We start from the raw sequence: 18,571 nt of genomic DNA, 5'->3' as shown, positions 1-18,571 counted from the left end.
AACGGTCGGTTTTTGGCCTTTTTTTATCTTTAACAAAACAGCCGGTTATCTCTACCTTTTCATGAGGTTTTATCAGCCCCCTATTTATTCAATTCTTTCTGGCGCTTTTTTTCGGCTTTGCGTTTTTTTCGGGCTTCTTTTCTGGCCTTGTGGTCGCGTTTGTTTTTTTGGTGCTCCTCCAGCCGGGCTTTGGTTTCCTGTTGCTTTTTGGCATCAACACCCACACAAGGTTTTATACCCTCGAGCAGGGTTTTCCACATGGTTTTAAAAAAGGGCGAATCTTTAGGACGCAGGTAAACAACATTGGCGGAGCGGGGTGTTTCGCCGGCATTGTCAGGGTTGTCATGTTTGATCACAAACAGATTGGCGAACATCGAGAGTACCGAGCGTTTTTTCAACCGGTCATTAGCTGTATCAGCCTGGAATATATTTACTTTCAGATCGTTATACAAAAATCCTACATGGCCTTTAAATACATTGGCATTGGCTTGTATGTCAAAACTTAATTCTTTAACAGACCCGGCGGTAGCCTTCACCATAGCCAGTGGCATTATCGCCGGGTTTAGGGTTTGCAGATTCATAGGGCCCAGGGTGCCTTTATAAGTAAAGGCCGCGTCTTTATCGGTTAAGTTAAAGGCAAATTGCACATCCAGCTTACCCCGGTTCATAAAATAGGTGGTAAGATTTACCGAAGTGATATTGTTTTTAGCCAGGGTAGCCTTGTTGTTGCTGATATTATAAAAATGACCGCTGGTATTATTAAAGGTAACGGTACCTGTTTTGTTTGATTTATGGTTAAACTCCGAGTACTCCACATTAATGTGATGTACGCGCAGGGTGTCGATATTCATATCGATACCTATCTGGTGTATCATCACATTGGGGAAGGTTTTTATCTTATCAATTGCCGGCTCTTTGGTTTTATTAGGATTATTGAACACCCTGATACTGCCCCGGTTGAGTACCAGGTTTGAGGCCGTTACCTGCCGGTACTTATGGTAGCTTAAAAAATCAAAATTATTGAGCTGCAAACTGTCGATATCTATACCGAAACGGTCGCTATGGCTTTTGTTAAAAAACACATCTGTTTTGGCAGGTGAAAGCTGCAGGCCCTCTACATTTAACTGCGATTTAAGGGTAGAAAGTTTCAGGTATTTGATTTTGTAAGTATACAGGCCGCTGCTGGTTTTGCCAGTATAATTATTTAATTCGGTTATCACATCCTTACAATAAAGCAGGCGCGAACGGTCTGTTTGCGTTGTTGAATCAATGAGCAGATCATTAGCAGTAAGGTTCATTTCCTTCAGTTCAGAAATGGCCACTTTATTGCCAGAATAGTCGTGGTATTTAAACTTTACATCATTGAGCAGTATTTGCCCTACATGGATAGATCTTAAACTTTTGGAGATCTTTTGCCAGGCCGTGCGGTGATCTTTTAAAACAGTATCCTTAGTATGATTAAGCTGATAGCTGATATTTACTTCGGGCTCGTTTAAAATTATCCGCCCGATATTAAGTTTATGACTGAAATATAAAGTAAGCGGGTGCACATGCTGCAATATCAAACGCTTTACTCGCAGTTCAACCAGGTTGTTGGGGGCCAGGTGCTGTTTCTTTTTTTGATTGTAAACGGCAGTATCTGGTGTTAGGGTGATATTGTAAAGTGTTAATTTCCCTTCCAATACGTGCAAGCGGGCATCGGTAAAATCAATCCTGTATAAGCTATCGCTGCTGCTTAGTACCACATCGTGAACTTTGTTGGCCAAAATAGGCGACCAATACCGGTTAACAACCAATGCCAGCAGAAAAATAATGATCACCGGTATCAGCACAAACTTGAATACTATTTTTTGCCACCTGTGCTTTAAAAACTTAAACTCCATTTACCGGTTTTCTTTCTCTTAGGGTGTGTTATTTTGTTTATCCTGCTTTAGCAGCTTTTCCTTTTTTATTCTGTGTGCCTGAGTATACTGTCAGCCTTAAATTTATTAAACTTATCTGATAAGTTATCCAATTTGCAACAGCTTTAACGCTTAATTGTGTTTTTTTATAAAATCTGCGTTTGGCTTAAGTCGAGGTAGGGTTCATATATAAAAATCATCAAAAATGGAGCTTTCGGGATGGCGCGGCAAGTCAATTGGTCCCGGGCTTAAAAACGTGTTTATTGTTTGGATTATTATCTTCAGTAACGAATAGACTCGCGTGGTCTGCGCTTCGCTCGGCCACCCTCTCCTTGCCGCAGGTGGAAAGGGGGGAAGACTCTCCTCTCCACGCGTCATTGCTTCGTGCCTCGCAATGACGCGCGGAGAAATTCCTAACCCTCTTTCCGCCGCAGGCGAAGAGAGGGTCGGCGAGCGGAGCGAAGCCGGGGTGAGTCTAAACCCGTTGTTTAGTAGAAAAATGCTGCCAATATGTCATTTGGGTATTTAAATTTTATGTATTTTTGCAGACTAATTTTTACAATACATGATGGATTTGGAAATTCCGGATAAAACACATGACGAAAGCAGGCAGGGCGAAGCCTTGGTTTTAGAGCCTGCTGCTGGTAAAAACAATGGCCGTAAGCTTTATATTGAAAGCTATGGCTGTGCCATGAATTTTTCGGACAGTGAGATAGTTGCATCAATTTTAGCCGAGCAGGGTTTTGAAACTACTGCCGATCATAATCTTGCCGATGTTATTTTTATAAATACCTGTTCCATTCGCGAAAATGCGGAACAAAGGGTTCGTAATCGCCTTAAAGAGTTTACGGTAGCCAAAGTACGAAATCCCGGACTGGTGGTAGGTGTGCTGGGTTGTATGGCCGAACGCCTGAAATCGAAATTTTTAGAAGAAGAAAAACTGGTTGACGTAGTGGTTGGTCCGGATGCATACCGCAACCTGCCCGAACTGATTGACCAGGTAGATAGCGGCCAGAAAGCGGTGAACGTATTGTTGTCGCGCGAGGAAACTTATGCCGATATCAGCCCGGTACGTTTAAACAGTAATGGCATCAACGCCTTTGTATCCATTATGCGTGGCTGCGATAACATGTGCTCGTTTTGCGTGGTGCCATTTACCCGTGGCCGTGAGCGCAGCCGTGATCCCAAATCAATAGTGGCCGAGTGTACCGACCTGTTTAACAAAGGTTATCGTGAGGTTACTTTGCTTGGGCAGAACGTGGATTCGTATAAATGGAAACCCCTCCCTGCCCTCCCCGAAGGAGAGGGTTCTGATGAGCCTGAGGCAAAGGAAGTCCTCTCCTTTGGAGAGGATTTAGGTGAGGCCACCACCAACTTTGCTAATCTATTAGAGCTGGTAGCCTTGATCAATCCCGATCTGCGGGTTCGGTTTTCGACCTCTCATCCAAAGGATATTACCGATGATGTATTGCACACCATTAACAGGTACGAAAATATTTGTAACTATATACACTTGCCGGTACAATCGGGCAATAGCCGCATACTGGAAATGATGAACCGCACCTATGACAGGGAATGGTACATTAACAGGATCGATGCTATCCGCCGTATTATACCAGATTGTGCGGTATCAACAGATGTGATCACCGGTTTTTGTACAGAAACAGATGAGGAACATCATGATACCGTAACCATGATGGATTACGTGAAGTATGATTTTGCCTACATGTTTAAATACAGCGAACGCCCCGGTACTTTAGCTGCGAAACGTTATGCTGATGACATCCCGGAAGAGATAAAACAAAAACGCCTGGCTCAGATTGTGGCCAAACAACAGGAATATTCGTTTTACCGGATGCAGGCGCGCATAGGCAAAGTGGAGAAAGTACTGATAGAAGGTTATTCCAAAAAATCAGACAAAGATTATTGCGGTCGCAGCGATCAAAACGCCATGGTAATTTTTCCGGTTGGCGACAACTACAAGCCCGGAGAGTACGTGAACGTACTGATTGAGCGCAGCACATCAGCTACGTTGATAGGTACAGTGTTAGTGGAGGAATAGAGGCAGGAAGTCAAGAATCAAGAGACAAGAAAGGAAGCTTAAAGATTGGTGAAGCACAATTTTAAAAGTTTAAAAATTTGGCAAAGGTCAATGGACCTAACCGATTTAACTTATGAATTTTGTAAGGGATTACCAATCGATGAACGCTTCAACCTGATTGATCAACTTAACAGATGTTCGTGTTCGATCCCTTCAAATATAGCTGAAGGGTCTGGAAAAAGAACAAAGGTTCACTTTGCCGAGTTTTTAACTACATCGCTTTCATCGGCGTTTGAAGTAGAAACACAATTATTGATATGTGAACGCAGAGCTTATGGCTCTGAGGATAAATTAAAAGAATGTTTAGAATTAGTTATTGAAATTCAAAAGATGATATTCAATTTCAGAGAATATATTTTGAAAAGTAATGATTAAAACCGAATTAGGATTCAATACTGAAACTTTTGTCTTGGTTCTTGATATCCTGATTCTTGAATCTCTTTATGGAAGTACAAGAAATAAAACAACGCTTTGGTATCATTGGCAATTCGCCATTGCTTAACCGGGCTATAAATATTGCTAACCAGGTATCGCCTACAGATATTTCGGTATTGATAACCGGCGAAAGCGGAAGTGGTAAGGAAGTATTTTCGCACATTATACACCAGATGAGCCCGCGCAAGCACGGGCCGTTTATCGCGGTGAACTGCGGCGCTATACCAGAAGGTACTATTGATTCGGAATTATTCGGGCACGAAAAAGGCGCTTATACCGGCGCTGTTGGCGAACGTAAAGGTTATTTTGAAACGGTGAACGGCGGTACCATCTTTTTAGATGAAATTGCCGAAATGCCTTTGGGCACACAAGCTCGTTTGCTGCGCGTACTGGAATCGGGACAATATATTAAGGTAGGTTCGTCGAAGGTTGAAAAAACGAATGTGCGCGTTATTGCCGCTACCAATGTTGATGTGTACGAGGCGGTGAGGAATGGCAAATTCAGAGAAGACCTTTATTACCGGTTAAATACCGTTCCGCTGCGCATACCACCACTGCGCGACCGGAAGGAAGATGTGTACCTGCTTTTCAGGAAGTTTACATCGGACTTTACCGACAAATATCGCACGCCACCCATTCAATTGGATGACGAGGCACAGCAGGTATTGGTGAATTATTCATGGCCGGGTAACGTAAGGCAGCTTAAAAATATGGCCGAACAACTGGCCGTGCTGGAGCGCGACCGGATCATCACCGCGCAAACATTGCTAACCTATATTCCGCACGAGGGCCCGGGCAACCGCAATTTGCCGATGCGTTTGGATAATCAGCCTAAGGAGGATTTCTCGGAGCGCGACATCCTGTACAAAGTGCTGTTTGATATGAAACGCGATATGGTGGAGCTGAAAAAACTGGTAGCCGATATTATTGAACATGGAGGAGTGGCCGCCAACTACAGCAATCATTCGCAAACCATAAACCAGTTGTACCGTGATATTGAACTGCCCGGAAATCCCGAGGCACAATTTACTTTGCAACAACCCGTTAATACGGTAAATAACAACAGCAATAATAATAATGATGCCTATAATATAACGCATGATGCCGAAGAGGTGGAAGAATCGTTATCGCTGATTGAAAAGGAATCAGACCTGATACGCAAGGCCTTAAAGAAGCATAAAGGCAAGCGTAAGCTGGCTGCTAATGAACTGGGTATATCAGAACGTACCCTGTACCGTAAAATAAAAGAATTAAACTTATAGTGAGAGGTGAGAGGTGAGAGGTGAGTGTTGAGTGTTGAGTGTTGAGTGTTGAGTGTTGAGTGTTGAGTGGTGAGTGGTGAGTGGTGAGTGGTGAGTGGTGATCAAAAATGCCAAGCAATTTAGAATTTATGTTTTAGAGTTTAGAACCTATGTTTTAGAGTTTAGAATTTAATTTTTAGGATTTAGAGATTAGTTTTTAGAATTTACAGAATGAAAATTTTCAAGTTATCAGGATTTATTGTTTGTTCGTTAAGCTTACTGTTGTCATCCTGCTATACACTCCGAAATGCTTCTATCCCTCCGGGTATGAAAACCCTTGATGTACAGTTTTTTGAAAATAATTCGCCCCTGGTGGTAGCCAATTTAAGTCAGAACTTTACAGAAGGACTAAAGACGAGGATACGTAACCAAAGCCGGCTAAGTATTTCCCGTAATGCCGATGCGGATGCTACCTTGTCGGGCAGTATCATAGGATATACTATAGCGCCGGTTTCTATCCAGGCGGTAGCCAATAATGTAGCACCGATTGCTGATGCGAACAGGCTGACGATTACTGTAAGAGTTAAATTTGTTTACAATACAGCAAAGACTCCTGCCGAGAAAAAGCTTTCTTTTGAAGAAACATTTACCAATTATCAGGATTATAAAGGGGACATAGGGGCACAGGAGCAAAGCCTGATAAGAACCATAACGGATAAAATAACAGAAGATATTTTTAACAAAGCCTTTTCTAATTGGTAGGCAATTCGTACTTTCAACCACGTGGAGCAAGACTTGAATAACAGGCAGAACGGAATACTATTGGAATTGTTGGCTAATCCGGCCAATACCGGGCAGCAGCATAGCTATAATTTGCAGCAGTTGGTTAATGAATTCCCGCAGAGCGGCTTATTGCGCGCTGTGCTTGCCCGTGCGGGTAATAGCACTGATCTGAAGCGGGCTGCCGCTTATTTTGATCCGCGACTTTTGTATAAACTTACGCATGAGGCCGACAATCTGGCCGCAGTATCACCGGCACAAATTGTGGGTCATCCAGCTGATACCGGCAGCCATCAAAGCAGTGAAAGCTTCGTTCATACCGGTGAAAACTATTTTAATAGTGGGCAGGTATCCGAAAACACGATCGTTAATGAACCCATTGCTGCAGAACTTCATACCGAAGACCAGTTTGTAAATAAGAACAGGACACCTGCCGAAACTGATGAAGATCAGCCGCACGCACAACCTGCAGCAACTGAGCCGGTAGCTTCTGTTTTACCTTCTAATCATGAGATTGAAGACGAGGTGTACGACGAAATAAGAGGTATTGATGAACCGGCAAAAGCAGTTACACCCCCTCATGACGGTATTGATGATGAGGTGTATGACGAGATATTAGGTATTGAGCATATCCACATTCCCGCGCACGAGCATGAAAAGGTACAGGAGCCAGTGATTGCCGATGAAAAAACAAAAGTAAATGAACCTGATGCGATATCAGAAGATTGGGTGATTGGCAGCATAGCAGGCAGCGATTACTTTATGTTTGATAAATCGATCGCTGATCAGAGACACCATGAAGAGGTAAAAGAAGAAGATGCTCTGCCGCTGATTTCTGAGCCGGCAACGCATGCCAATGGCAGCATCGCGACAGATACCGAAAGTCAGCATGTATCCAAATACGACGACGAAAAAATGCCTTATACCTTTATGTGGTGGTTGGATAAAACCCGTAAAGAGTATGCCGAAACTTATCAGCCTTATACCAATCCTGCACCGGCTCCTGCACAGCCAGTCCGGATACAACAGAACAATAGCGTAAAAGAACCTGCCGCCGATGCACTGCAGCAGCAGTATGTTGAAAATATTTTCCATGTACGGTCATTAGAGGAACTGGAAAAAACACCTCAGCCGGATGGTCCCGAAGTAAAACGGAAAGAAGATATTATCATTGAACGCTTTATACAGGAAGAGCCCCAGATACGGCCGCCCGCTATGGATAAACTGGACAATGAGAACAAAGCCAAAAAGAGCTCGGAGGACCGTAACGACCTGGTTAGCGAAACATTGGCCCAGATTTACGCCGACCAAATGCTTTACCACAAAGCAATAGCTACTTATAAAAAATTGATGTTGAAATTCCCGGAAAAAAGCCGTTACTTTGCCACCCAAATTGAACAGTTAGAAAAGAAAACCAATTAATATAAAGAAATGTATTTAGTTTTAATTATCATTACCATTATCGTTTGCATCCTTTTAGGCCTTATTGTGCTGATCCAAAACCCTAAAGGTGGTGGTTTATCATCAAATTTCTCCAGCTCATCACAATTGATGGGTGTACAAAAAACAGGCGATTTTTTAGAAAAAGGTACCTGGGTGCTGGCCATTAGTGTAATGGTTTTATCACTGGCCATTAACGTGGCTGTAAAAGGTGGTTCATCAGCAAGCAGCGGTAACCCGGCATTGAAAGAGCAAATTGAAAAAGCTTCAAAACCAAGCGCGCCTGCAAGTGCACCGTTGAGCTTACCTTCAACACCAACACCTGCACCGGCTAAGCCAGATACAAAACCGGCTAAATAAGCATAAGGTTAAAAGAATAAAAAAGGCTTTGGAAAACTTCCAAAGCCTTTTTTTGTGGATATAACTCAAATGAGTTTTGAAGGGAAAATGACATGCATTCGTTATTGGTAGTATAAGATGTTATTAATTTAGAACCCGTAATAATTTTTGATAGTAATATTGCACTCGGGGTTATAGATATCCTGCGAGCAGCCTTAAACGTGTAAAATCCCGTTGATCTTCAAAAGCTGGTAACTGACACGATGGCACTGGGATATTAAAAGATTGTTAAGCATCAAAAATAAAATAACCTTTAGCTGACATTACAACAGTTTAGCCTGTCAATATTGACCATTGTATTTGCTTGGCATAATTGATGAGGAATTGCATACGAAACTTAAATAAAATAAACAGATATAACTATGTCATTAAACATTAAACCAATCGGCGACAGAGTTGTGGTGGAAGCTGCAGCTGCCGAAGAGAAGACCGCTTCGGGAATTATCATCCCGGATACCGCTAAAGAAAAACCTCAGCGTGGAACTATCGTTGCAGTAGGCGATGGTAAAGTAGATGAGCCTTTAACCGTAAAAGTTGGTGACCAGGTTTTATATGGAAAATACGCAGGTACCGAAATTACTTACGAAGGTAAAGAGTATCTGATCATGCGCGAATCTGATATTTACGCGGTACTTTAATTAGTGAATGGGTGAATTAGTGATTTAGTGAATTTTTATTTACAGATCATCAAAAGAAACCCCAATTTAAATTAAAATCAAAAAACAATTATTAGGTAGTGAAGCTCAAATCACTAATTCACTAACTCAATAATTCAATAACTAAAAAAATGGCAAAACAAGTTAAATACAATGTTGAAGCACGCGACGCTCTAAAACGCGGTGTTGATATTTTAGCCAACGCGGTTAAAGTAACATTAGGTCCTAAAGGTCGTAACGTAATTATTGATAAAAAATTCGGTTCACCGGCTATCACTAAGGATGGTGTAACTGTGGCTAAAGAGATCGAACTAAAAGATGCTTTAGAAAACATGGGTGCCCAGATGGTGAAAGAAGTAGCTTCAAAAACTGCTGACATTGCTGGTGATGGTACTACTACCGCTACGGTTTTAGCTCAGGCTATTGTTACTGCAGGTATTAAAAACGTTGCAGCCGGCGCTAACCCAATGGATTTGAAACGCGGTATCGACAAAGCTGTAGTAGTTGTTGTGGAGAACTTAAAAGCTCAATCACAAACTGTTGGTGAGGATAATAACAAGATCAAACAAGTTGCTGCTATTTCTGCAAATAACGATGAGGTTATCGGTTCGTTAATTGCCGAAGCTATGGCTAAAGTTGGTAAAGACGGTGTAATTACCGTTGAAGAAGCAAAAGGTACCGAAACTGAAGTTAAAACTGTAGAAGGTATGCAGTTTGACCGTGGTTACCTTTCTCCATACTTTGTAACCAACGCCGATAAAATGGAAGTTGAATTAGAAAATCCTTACATCCTGATCTATGATAAAAAGATCTCTTCGATGAAAGAATTACTTCCTATCCTGGAGAAACAAGTACAAACCGGCAAACCGTTGCTGATCATTGCCGAAGATCTTGACGGCGAAGCTTTAGCTACTTTGGTAGTTAACAAAATCCGTGGTTCACTGAAAGTGGCTGCTGTTAAAGCTCCAGGCTTTGGCGATCGTCGTAAAGCTATGTTAGAGGATATCGCTATCCTGACTGGCGGTACTTTAATTTCTGAAGAAAGAGGTTACAAATTAGAAAATGCCGATCTTTCTTACTTAGGTACTGCTGAAAAGATTGTTATTGACAAAGATAATACTACGATCATCAATGGTGCTGGTTCTGCCGATGAGATCAAAGGCCGTGTAAGCCAGATCAAATCTCAGATCGAATCAACTACATCTGATTATGACCGCGAAAAATTACAGGAACGTTTAGCCAAATTATCTGGCGGTGTTGCTGTATTGTACGTAGGTGCTGCTACAGAGGTAGAAATGAAAGAGAAAAAAGATCGTGTTGACGATGCTTTACATGCAACCCGCGCGGCTGTTGAAGAAGGTATTGTTGCAGGTGGTGGCGTTGCCTTCATCCGTGCAGTAGCTGCTTTGGCTAACCTTAAAGGTGATAATGAAGACGAAAACACTGGTATCCAGATCATCCGTCGTGCTATTGAAGAACCTTTACGTCAGATTTGCGAAAACGCTGGTATCGAAGGTTCTATCGTTGTGCAAAAAGTTAAAGAAGGCACTGCCGATTTTGGTTACAACGCACGTACCGACAAATATGAAAACCTGATCGGTGCAGGTGTTATCGATCCAACTAAAGTAGGTCGTGTAGCTTTAGAGAACGCAGCTTCAATCGCGGCTATGTTGTTAACAACAGAAGTTGTATTGGCTGATGATCCTGAAGATGTTCCAGCTGGTGGTCCACCAATGGGTGGCGGCGGCATGGGCGGCATGATGTAAGCCCCCCAGCCCCCTGAAGGGGGTGTTAGATATGCAGATTTTAAATGTGCAGATGTGCAAATGATTAATATATAGTCATCAGTTTATCTGCACATTTAAAATCTGCATATCTGCACATCAAACAAAACGCCTGTATGCAAAAGCATACAGGCGTTTTGTTTTTTATACCCTTGTTGGTCATGAAAAAGTAAACGGATGGTCACGAGTTAATCATTTGATTAGTTTTTATTATTTACTTGTGCCGGCTTCCGTATTTTTGCGTAACAAATCTGAAACTTGTACTCCCGGGCATAGGATTTGTGTATGGTAAAGTAATCATGAAAAAAATAGTTCAAACATCAAAATTAGTGCGCAGTACCATAGTAGATTGGGTGCTGATCAAAGGCCCTGAGCTGTTTGTTACTATTTACGGTAAATAGTTTCATAAAGAAATACTAATTTACGTGCATTCCTTTATTCGTGTTGGATATCAATTACTTGGCTTTCGGCTTTGTGCATTTTGCTTTTAGCTTCTATATAATTTTTACCTTTGCTTTCATATTATGAAAGTAGAAGAATTTTATCAGGAGTTTCATCATTGGCTGGTTACCCGCGGGCCAAATTACGTAGGCGGGATCATCATATTTTTTATTGGTCTTTGGGTCATCAAGCTTATCCGCACCAGGATGCGCAACCGGATGATCAGAAGAGGTATCCACTCATCTTTACAGCCCTTTTTTCTGAGCCTTACCATTACCGCGCTTTATGTGCTGCTGGTAATTTGGGTAATGAATATTATTGGGTGGGAAATGACCATTTTTACTACCATTATAGGCGCGTTTAGTGTGGCTGCCGGTTTGGCGTTGTCTGGTACATTTCAAAACTTTGCAGGTGGGGTACTGATACTGTTACTAAAACCATTTGAGCTTAATGACAGCATTTTGGCCCAGGGCCAGGATGGCACCGTAACCTCTATACAGATGTTCTACACGGTTTTACTTACCGCCGACAACAAAACGGTTATTATCCCCAACGGCAAACTGTTTAACGAGGTTATCATTAACGTAACCCGCGAAGGCAAGCGCCGCCTTGATTTTGAAGTGAAGGTAGGTTATGCCAACGATGTTGAAAAAGTAAGAGGGATTATCGAAAATGCGATCAATACCACCACGGGTCTGCTAAAAACACCGGCTTCAAAAGTAGGCGTCAACAGCCTGGAGATCGATTCCATCAGGTATGTTGTTAATGTATGGGTTCAACCAGGCAATTTTTTAACCGCCAAATGGACTCTGCAGGAAAAGATCATCAAAGACCTGGGAAGCGCTGGTATTGCATTCCCGAAAGCCGGATAGGTTGGGAAGAGAATCAAGAGATTAGAGTCAAGAATCAGGATTATTCGAGTATCTCACGTCGAACTTGTTTCGGCATCCACAATAAGTTACTATCTATCCCCAACACGTCATTGCGAGGTACGAAGCAATCCCCGATATACAGAGCAAACAAGCATGTCCTAAAGAGATTGCTTCGTACCTCGCAATGACGCGCGGAAGATGAGAGTCAAAAGATCTTGATTCTTGACTCTTACCTCTTGATTCTCTCTTGCCCTTAAATCTTCTGCTTAGCCTTAATTTCCAGGTACCGGTTAATGGTATTGATAGTGAGTTTTTGCGGGGCGCTCAGGATAGATTGTATACCATGTTTGGCCAATTCTTTTACGATGAGTTTTTTATCGTAGGCAAATTTTTCGGCTATGGTTTTAATGTAGATGCCTTCCACATCGGCGGCAGGTTGCTCGCTTAGCTTTTTGAGCTCGGTATTTTCAAAAAATACAACCAGCAGCAGGTGGTATCTGGCTATTCTTTTTAAAAATGGGAGTTGCCTGTGCAGGGCGTTCAGGCTTTCGTAATTGGTGAAAAATACCACCAGGCTGCGCTGCTTGATCACTTTGCGTACAGTGGCAAACAGTAGCTCCATATTGGTTTCCAGGTAACGCGTTTTCTCTTTGTATAAAGCTTCCAGTATCTTGTTCAGATGCGCTGGCCGTCTTTCGGCAGGTATTACGGTTCCAAGCTTTTCAGATATGGTGATCAGCCCAGCCTTATCCTCTTTTAGTAACGCCACATTTGATAGTACCAGGCTGGCATTGATGGCATAATCCAGTAGGCTCAACCCCTCAAAAGGCATTTTCATGGCCCTTGATTTATCAATAACACAGTATACATGCTGCGATTTTTCGTCGGTGTATGAATTAACCATCAGGTTACCCTGCCTTGCGGTGGCTTTCCAGTTGATGGTGCGGTAATCATCGCCCTGAACGTAGCTTTTTACCTGCTCAAACTCCATACTATGCCCAATGCGGCGTATTTTTTTAATACCGATGTCTGTGAGCCGGTTGGATATGGCCATCAGCTCATACTTACGCATCTGCAGAAAGGATGGGTATACCGGCAGCATTTCTGCTTGTTCAAAATTATAGCGCCGCCTGATAAAGCCTAAAGGCGATTTAACATACACCCGGATATCGCCAAATTCATATTCGCCCCGACGCGTTGGCCTTAATACATAATTGATGAGTTTTTTTTCGCGCGGTTTCAGATTGGTTTTAAACCAGATATCGCGCTTTTGAAACTGGAAGGGAATCTCGTCAATAATGCCAACGCTGACAGGGAAACCATACCAGTTTTCGATATAAACACCCAGGTCGTTGTTATCGCTGTTGCTCAGGCGTTCGGGCGCATGGCGTTTGGCAAATACGCCGTTTGCCGTGCAGTACAGCAGCAGCACGTCCATCAAAAATAATATGATCAGCACCCAAAATGCCAGTGTTGGGATAAGCCCCAGCCACGGGAAAAAGAACGACAATAAAAACAACACCACACTGCAGGTTAAAGCTGTAAACAGGCGGTTTGTTAAAAAAAGGTTTCTATAAAAGAGGCTGATGAATTTTTTCACTATATGTTTAACTATCCTCTCCAATTCGTCATTGCGAGGAACGAAGCAATCTTTATGCTATACAGAGAAGCTCTGCTAATCGGGGATTGCTTCGTTCCTCGCAATGACGTGTTGGGCTTTTTAAATTGTGCTTTTTTCTTGATTCCTGGCTCTTGATTCTTGACTCTCTATCTCGGTATTTCCAATTTCTGTATGATCTGTGCTACCACATCATCCGGACTTACGCCTTCCATCTCCTTATCAGGCGTAAGCATAATCCGGTGCCTTAGCACCGGGGCAGCTACGTAAATAATGTCATCAGGTGTAATAAAATCGCGGCCTTTAATAGCGGCAACGGCTTTAGCAGCGTTGATCATGGCCAATGATGCACGCGGCGAACCACCCAGGAACAATGATTTATGGTTGCGGGTTTCGTAAATGATCTTAGCAGTAAACTCCAGCAGCTTGGCCTCTACATGGAACGCCCGTACCTGTTGCCGAAGCGCGATAATATCTCCACCCGATAAAACCGGCTGTATATGACTTAACTGGTCGGTTGTTTTTTGCTGATGCTGGCGGGTTATGATGGCAATCTCTTCTTCCAGCGTTGGATATTTGATCTCTACTTTAAACAAAAACCTGTCCAGCTGGGCTTCCGGTAAACGGTAGGTGCCTTCCTGCTCTACAGGGTTTTGTGTGGCCAGCACGGTGAATGGTTCCTGCATTTTATAGGTATGCCCATCGATAGTCACCTGGCGTTCCTCCATCACCTCAAACAAAGCCGACTGGGTTTTGGCCGGGGCACGGTTAATTTCATCTATGAGGATAATGTTGCCAAAAATGGGTCCCTGCTTAAATTCAAACTCCGTGCTTTTGGGGTTAAATACCGAGGTGCCTAAGATATCCGAAGGCATCAGATCGGGCGTAAATTGTATGCGCGAGTATTTGGCATCAATAGCTTTGGAGATGAGCTTGGCGGTTAATGTTTTGGCCACACCCGGTACACCTTCTATCAGGATGTGTCCATCGGCCAGGATGCCTGCGATCAGCAGGTCGATAGAATCCTGTTGCCCTACGATGATCTGGGCAAGTGTATATTTAATTTGATTAACCGCGTTACTGAGTTTGCTCAGATCGGTTCTGTTTTCAAAATTCTCATTTTCCATTATATCCGGTTTGGCTGTAAAATTCTTCTGTCAATTTATTCAATTCAATCAATTCCCTATCGGTTACTTGCTGCTGAACGCTGATGTAATTTACAGCATTGATCAGCGAGCTGGCAAAACCAGCATCGATACCAGTTTTTTGCGACAGGATACCGATAAATCCCTGGTCGAGTTTGCTGGTCTTTAAGCGGTAGCGCTCCCTGATATGATCAAGCAGGTAAATAACCTTTTTATGGGCGATATTGGCATTATTGCGTTTTTCATAATATACCTGGCCCACTACTGTAACAAAATCAAGCGTAGAATTTGGCAGCGGTTCAATTACCGGGATCACGCGCTGACGGCGTTTCATCTCGTAAAAAACAAATAGGAGTATGCTGGCCAGGCTCAGGTAATAAGCCCACTGTAAAGCAGGGTTTCTGAAAAATACGCGTAATGGCGACTCATCCTCTTGAATATCACCATTTTGAAATTGGTCCCAGTAAACATATTGGGCTTTGGGCAGGTACGACAGAGCCTTCGATACATAATCGGCTCCCTGCGGGGTTAGCAGGCTGTAATTGGTAAAAACATCAGGCGTGGCACACAGGTATAGCGTACCTTTCCCAAATTTATAACTTAAAAAAGTGCAATGATCTGCATAGTTTTTACCTATAACCGTAGCTTTTGCAGTGTCGAGCGCCGAAAAATACTGGTTGGCAATATCCCGCTTAAATACATAATTGCTTGACGCCTTCAACTGTGGATTGGTAAAATTGATGGATACATTCTTTTTGGCATACTCCGCCCGGCTCTCTATCTGTAAAGTATCGGTAATAAACCCGCGCCACTCAAAAGCCGACATGAATACCGAGTTTCCGGCTTTGATATATTTTACCATTGCCTCAAAATCAAACTTATTAAGCGTAATGCTTTTGGCTATAATGATGTAGTTTCCCTGTTGCAGGCTGTCGCCATGAAAAACATTATAAACTGATTTGTTGGTTCTGGTTAATTCGGCACCCGGATAAATATCTTTCAGCCTGTCATACAATAAATAAGTACCAAAGGGGATCTTGTCCTGGTAATATAAGGTTGACTGCCAGTTAACGGGTTGGGGTTTGTTATACTGAGCTACTACGTAACCGATCAGTAACAGGCTGGCAATAGTGATATAGATCTTAAAGTCTCTCATACTATGCCTTTGTTAAAGTCCTGGAATACGGTATTGATGTTTTTGAAAGTTTGCCCGTCTATAACAAATTCCCCGTACCAAACATATTCAAACTGCAAGGTTAACGAGCTGAAAAGCTGGCGCTGATGAGCATTGGTCAGTTCATCAATATAGGCGCTGTTAGTTTTATCAATTTGCCATTTGATCAAATGCGCATCGCTCAGCTGTTTTAAGCTTTTTAAGTAAAGCATGCGTACAGCCAGTCGGTAATTATGTTGAGAAACAGCCCTTTCAATTTCATCGTCGAAGTTGATGTCATGGATATTCTCCAATGATTCGGTGAAAGGCAAATTGGCCGACATGGATTTACGCCTGAAAACGCCAAGCATATCAATACCCATGAGTTTAAGAACCAGGAACACCACGGCAGCCAAACCCGCGGCCAAAAACAAGTATTGCAGAAAATATAGCAGGATCCTCAAAAAGGGGCTCATAGTATGCTTGCTCAGTTTTAAAGGCTTAAACAAATTCCAGAACCAATGCCAGAAACGGTCCCACCAGGAGGGTGTGGTATCTGTATCATCCTTGTATTGAAATTCGGGCTGTTTGCTGTGCGCGGTAATAACAGCGTTATCAAAACGGCGCACACTTACCTTTGTCGTGTCGGGTTTAAGCACAAGCGGTTGTTTAACAGGTTTAACAGCCAGAGCGGCCCCATTGCTTGTATAAGCAAACAGCACAAAAATAATGGTACACAACAAGCGCAGCATGATCAATATTCTTCGGCAGGTAAATCAGTGTTGGTTGGGGTATTGCCCAGCTTGCTTATCTTATCCATTAAGCTGGTGCCATCCTTGCTTTCGGTTAAATTAAAATAGCAAAGAGACAAGGCGGTTACCGGTATTACCATAAATAGCTGACAAAGTTGCTGCAGTACAACCGTAAGTATTGCAAATGGTTTAGAAAGTGTCCAATGCAGTGCTATACTTATACCATTCAGTATACTTGCAGGCATGGTAACTGCCATCATAGCCACATAAAAAATTATCCATATCACTATCAATGAACCAAATGTTACCCACCAATTTTCTTTGATCAGGAAAAAGCTGCGGTTAAAGGCGTAACTAAAGCTGGTATTCTCCATCACCATGATCGGCAATATCAACGCGAAAATAGGGGCAAGATAAAATCCGGGTACCAGGCAAAATACCAATGCGATACCCAGCAATAAATTAAGCAGAAAAGAACTGCCCAGCACTTTCAGGTAGTAGTATTTAATGTATCCCCACATCTCCTCGGTTGTAGGTACCTGCTTATCTTTCTCTTTGTATAAGGCTATATAGCTTAAAAAGGTAACAATTGTGGTGTTATAGATGAGTATTATAAAAAGGATAAACAAAAAGTACTCGGGTCCGAAAAAGCTAAATGGCGATGGCCTGTATTCATTGGTATTAAATGCGCCGTCACGTATGCTGTTCATGGTGCCTGTCCATTTTAACTGGAACAGCGAGGCGCTGATGATTCCTCCAACTATGAAAATACCACAGAAGATAAAAAAGTATTTGAGCAGTGGTTTAATATTCTGCCTTACAAATAAAAAGGTGTCGCTTATAATTTCGCCAAAATCGCGGATCCGGGCTAATTCAACTTTGGGTTGCATGATAGGTGGTTTGGGTTTTTTTATAAATTATGTTTGGGTATATGATCACATACCATATAATGAACAATAGTGACGATGCTAATATAGTAATACTAAGCCATACCGGCATTTCGGTATGCCGGGTTACAAAGCCCTCAAAAAACGCCGCTACAATTAATATGGGGATAATGCCAATGGCTACCTTCATGCCGTCTTTAGCCCCTCTTTTTAAAGATACTATACGTTTGTAAGTTTTAGGGAACAATAAGCTGTTGCCCAGGATGATGCCTGCAGCACCCGCTATAATAATGGCCGAAATTTCCAGCGTGCCATGTATCCAGATCACCAGGATGGATTTTGCCCCTAACCCTTTGCTAAAAAAGTAGTACTGGAACGAGCCAAGCATAATACCGTTACGGAAAAGATAATAAACCGTACCAACGGTAAAGATGATACCGCTTACAAAGGTTACAAGGGATACGTAAATGTTGTTAGCGGCTATGCCTAAAAACATCAATGTTTCGCTGCCATTTTTGTACACGCCAAAAGGGTCGCCTTTCATGATGTTGGCATTGGTCATATCCACGTATTGGTCGCCCATGATCAGGCGTACAAAATTCTCATCATATTTGGCTGATAATGCGCCTATCAAACAAAAAACCATAAAAAACAGGAAGGCATAAAGCAACTGCTTTTGATAGGTTTTGAACAACAGGGGCAGCTCATACTTCCAGAAGGTGAGGAATCGGTTGCTCTTTTCGCTTTTGTTTTTATAAATGGATTGATGCAAACCGGCCGCAAGCCCATTAAGGTAAGCGGTAGTTTTTGATTTGGGGTAAAATGTTTTGGCATAAGCCAGGTCATCGGTTATCTGGATAAACCTGTCGGCAAGCTCGTCAGGATCTTGGGTTGGTTCCTGCTCAAAGCTGGTCCATTTCTGAGTGTTTTGCTTTACAAAAAGAGGTTCCCGCATGAATTGCCGTG

General features: G+C 42.5%; 16 protein-coding genes. 9 read left to right on the top strand and 7 right to left on the bottom strand.

Annotation, left to right across the window (positions count from 1 at the left end; all coding sequences use genetic code 11):
• Positions 1-80: 80 nt before the first annotated feature.
• A complete protein-coding gene (locus ACNURT_RS23475) occupies positions 81-1,883 on the bottom strand; it encodes a hypothetical protein (protein ID WP_419699723.1) in 1,803 nt (600 codons plus the stop codon).
• Between the two features lie 583 nt (positions 1,884-2,466).
• On the opposite strand from ACNURT_RS23475, the gene ACNURT_RS23470 reads away from it, so the two are divergent.
• The 9 genes from ACNURT_RS23470 to ACNURT_RS23430 all read left to right on the top strand — a co-directional run bounded on the left by ACNURT_RS23470 (position 2,467) and on the right by ACNURT_RS23430 (position 12,050).
• Entirely contained in the window at positions 2,467-3,963 is a 1,497-nt protein-coding gene (locus ACNURT_RS23470) for a MiaB/RimO family radical SAM methylthiotransferase (RefSeq protein ID WP_419699722.1), read from the top strand.
• Positions 3,964-4,011: 48 nt separating this feature from the next.
• Positions 4,012-4,377, top strand: a complete 366-nt coding sequence (locus ACNURT_RS23465; RefSeq protein ID WP_262494189.1) for a four helix bundle protein — start codon at positions 4,012-4,014, stop codon at positions 4,375-4,377.
• A gap of 68 nt (positions 4,378-4,445) precedes the next feature.
• A complete protein-coding gene (locus ACNURT_RS23460; RefSeq protein ID WP_370996721.1) occupies positions 4,446-5,699 on the top strand; it encodes a sigma-54 interaction domain-containing protein in 1,254 nt (417 codons plus the stop codon).
• Positions 5,700-5,909: 210 nt separating this feature from the next.
• Entirely contained in the window at positions 5,910-6,440 is a 531-nt protein-coding gene (locus ACNURT_RS23455; RefSeq protein ID WP_419699721.1) for an LptE family protein, read from the top strand.
• Positions 6,441-6,473: 33 nt separating this feature from the next.
• Positions 6,474-7,880, top strand: coding sequence for a hypothetical protein (locus tag ACNURT_RS23450; protein WP_419699720.1), 1,407 nt, complete (start codon positions 6,474-6,476; stop codon positions 7,878-7,880).
• A 9-nt stretch (positions 7,881-7,889) separates the two neighbouring features.
• Positions 7,890-8,258, top strand: coding sequence for a preprotein translocase subunit SecG (secG, locus tag ACNURT_RS23445; RefSeq protein WP_419699719.1), 369 nt, complete (start codon positions 7,890-7,892; stop codon positions 8,256-8,258).
• 401 nt (positions 8,259-8,659) lie between these two features.
• A complete protein-coding gene (gene groES, locus ACNURT_RS23440; protein ID WP_076375713.1) occupies positions 8,660-8,935 on the top strand; it encodes a co-chaperone GroES in 276 nt (91 codons plus the stop codon).
• A gap of 149 nt (positions 8,936-9,084) precedes the next feature.
• Positions 9,085-10,719 (top strand): chaperonin GroEL, encoded by a 1,635-nt coding sequence (gene groL, locus ACNURT_RS23435; RefSeq protein WP_419699718.1) that lies wholly within the window; start codon positions 9,085-9,087, stop codon positions 10,717-10,719.
• Positions 10,720-11,261: 542 nt separating this feature from the next.
• The gene (locus ACNURT_RS23430) at positions 11,262-12,050 is read left to right on the top strand and encodes a mechanosensitive ion channel family protein (RefSeq protein WP_370999120.1); all 789 of its coding nucleotides are present in this window, start codon (positions 11,262-11,264) and stop codon (positions 12,048-12,050) included.
• A 253-nt stretch (positions 12,051-12,303) separates the two neighbouring features.
• Here the strand turns inward: ACNURT_RS23430 and ACNURT_RS23425 are convergent, their stop codons facing one another.
• The 6 genes from ACNURT_RS23425 to ACNURT_RS23400 form a co-directional block, all read right to left on the bottom strand.
• Positions 12,304-13,650, bottom strand: a complete 1,347-nt coding sequence (locus ACNURT_RS23425; protein ID WP_419699717.1) for a DUF58 domain-containing protein — start codon at positions 13,648-13,650, stop codon at positions 12,304-12,306.
• 167 nt (positions 13,651-13,817) lie between these two features.
• Positions 13,818-14,795 (bottom strand): AAA family ATPase, encoded by a 978-nt coding sequence (locus ACNURT_RS23420; RefSeq protein ID WP_370999122.1) that lies wholly within the window; start codon positions 14,793-14,795, stop codon positions 13,818-13,820.
• Positions 14,785-15,969 carry a DUF4350 domain-containing protein gene (locus ACNURT_RS23415; RefSeq protein ID WP_419699716.1) on the bottom strand — a complete coding sequence of 395 codons (1,185 nt, stop codon included), beginning with the start codon at positions 15,967-15,969 and terminating at the stop codon, positions 14,785-14,787. Before ACNURT_RS23415 ends, ACNURT_RS23420 begins: the two co-directional genes overlap by 11 nt.
• A complete protein-coding gene (locus ACNURT_RS23410; RefSeq protein WP_419699715.1) occupies positions 15,966-16,718 on the bottom strand; it encodes a hypothetical protein in 753 nt (250 codons plus the stop codon). The genes ACNURT_RS23415 and ACNURT_RS23410 overlap by 4 nt, the downstream gene beginning before the upstream one ends.
• A gap of 2 nt (positions 16,719-16,720) precedes the next feature.
• The gene (locus ACNURT_RS23405; RefSeq protein ID WP_419699714.1) at positions 16,721-17,608 is read right to left on the bottom strand and encodes a hypothetical protein; all 888 of its coding nucleotides are present in this window, start codon (positions 17,606-17,608) and stop codon (positions 16,721-16,723) included.
• Positions 17,592-18,560, bottom strand: a complete 969-nt coding sequence (locus tag ACNURT_RS23400) for a stage II sporulation protein M (RefSeq protein WP_370999126.1) — start codon at positions 18,558-18,560, stop codon at positions 17,592-17,594. Before ACNURT_RS23400 ends, ACNURT_RS23405 begins: the two co-directional genes overlap by 17 nt.
• Between the last annotated feature and the right edge of the window lie 11 nt (positions 18,561-18,571).

It is taken from the genome of Mucilaginibacter sp. NFX135, from assembly GCF_048565145.1.
Taxonomy (GTDB): domain Bacteria; phylum Bacteroidota; class Bacteroidia; order Sphingobacteriales; family Sphingobacteriaceae; genus Mucilaginibacter.
The sequence above is the reverse complement of the archived record's forward strand: the minus strand, read 5'-3'. Positions and strand labels throughout refer to the sequence as shown.

What these genes read in the sequence shown, in the direction of transcription:
- ACNURT_RS23475 (WP_419699723.1), bottom strand. Translation starts at nt 1,883, where the DNA reads ATGGAGTTTAAGTTTTTAAAGCACAGGTGGCAAAAAATAGTATTCAAG.
- ACNURT_RS23470 (WP_419699722.1), top strand. Translation starts at nt 2,467, where the DNA reads ATGATGGATTTGGAAATTCCGGATAAAACACATGACGAAAGCAGGCAG.
- ACNURT_RS23460 (WP_370996721.1), top strand. Translation starts at nt 4,446, where the DNA reads ATGGAAGTACAAGAAATAAAACAACGCTTTGGTATCATTGGCAATTCG.
- ACNURT_RS23455 (WP_419699721.1), top strand. Translation starts at nt 5,910, where the DNA reads ATGAAAATTTTCAAGTTATCAGGATTTATTGTTTGTTCGTTAAGCTTA.
- secG (WP_419699719.1), top strand. Translation starts at nt 7,890, where the DNA reads ATGTATTTAGTTTTAATTATCATTACCATTATCGTTTGCATCCTTTTA.
- groES (WP_076375713.1), top strand. Translation starts at nt 8,660, where the DNA reads ATGTCATTAAACATTAAACCAATCGGCGACAGAGTTGTGGTGGAAGCT.
- groL (WP_419699718.1), top strand. Translation starts at nt 9,085, where the DNA reads ATGGCAAAACAAGTTAAATACAATGTTGAAGCACGCGACGCTCTAAAA.
- ACNURT_RS23430 (WP_370999120.1), top strand. Translation starts at nt 11,262, where the DNA reads ATGAAAGTAGAAGAATTTTATCAGGAGTTTCATCATTGGCTGGTTACC.
- ACNURT_RS23420 (WP_370999122.1), bottom strand. Translation starts at nt 14,795, where the DNA reads ATGGAAAATGAGAATTTTGAAAACAGAACCGATCTGAGCAAACTCAGT.
- ACNURT_RS23415 (WP_419699716.1), bottom strand. Translation starts at nt 15,969, where the DNA reads ATGAGAGACTTTAAGATCTATATCACTATTGCCAGCCTGTTACTGATC.
- ACNURT_RS23410 (WP_419699715.1), bottom strand. Translation starts at nt 16,718, where the DNA reads ATGCTGCGCTTGTTGTGTACCATTATTTTTGTGCTGTTTGCTTATACA.
- ACNURT_RS23405 (WP_419699714.1), bottom strand. Translation starts at nt 17,608, where the DNA reads ATGCAACCCAAAGTTGAATTAGCCCGGATCCGCGATTTTGGCGAAATT.
- ACNURT_RS23400 (WP_370999126.1), bottom strand. Translation starts at nt 18,560, where the DNA reads ATGCGGGAACCTCTTTTTGTAAAGCAAAACACTCAGAAATGGACCAGC.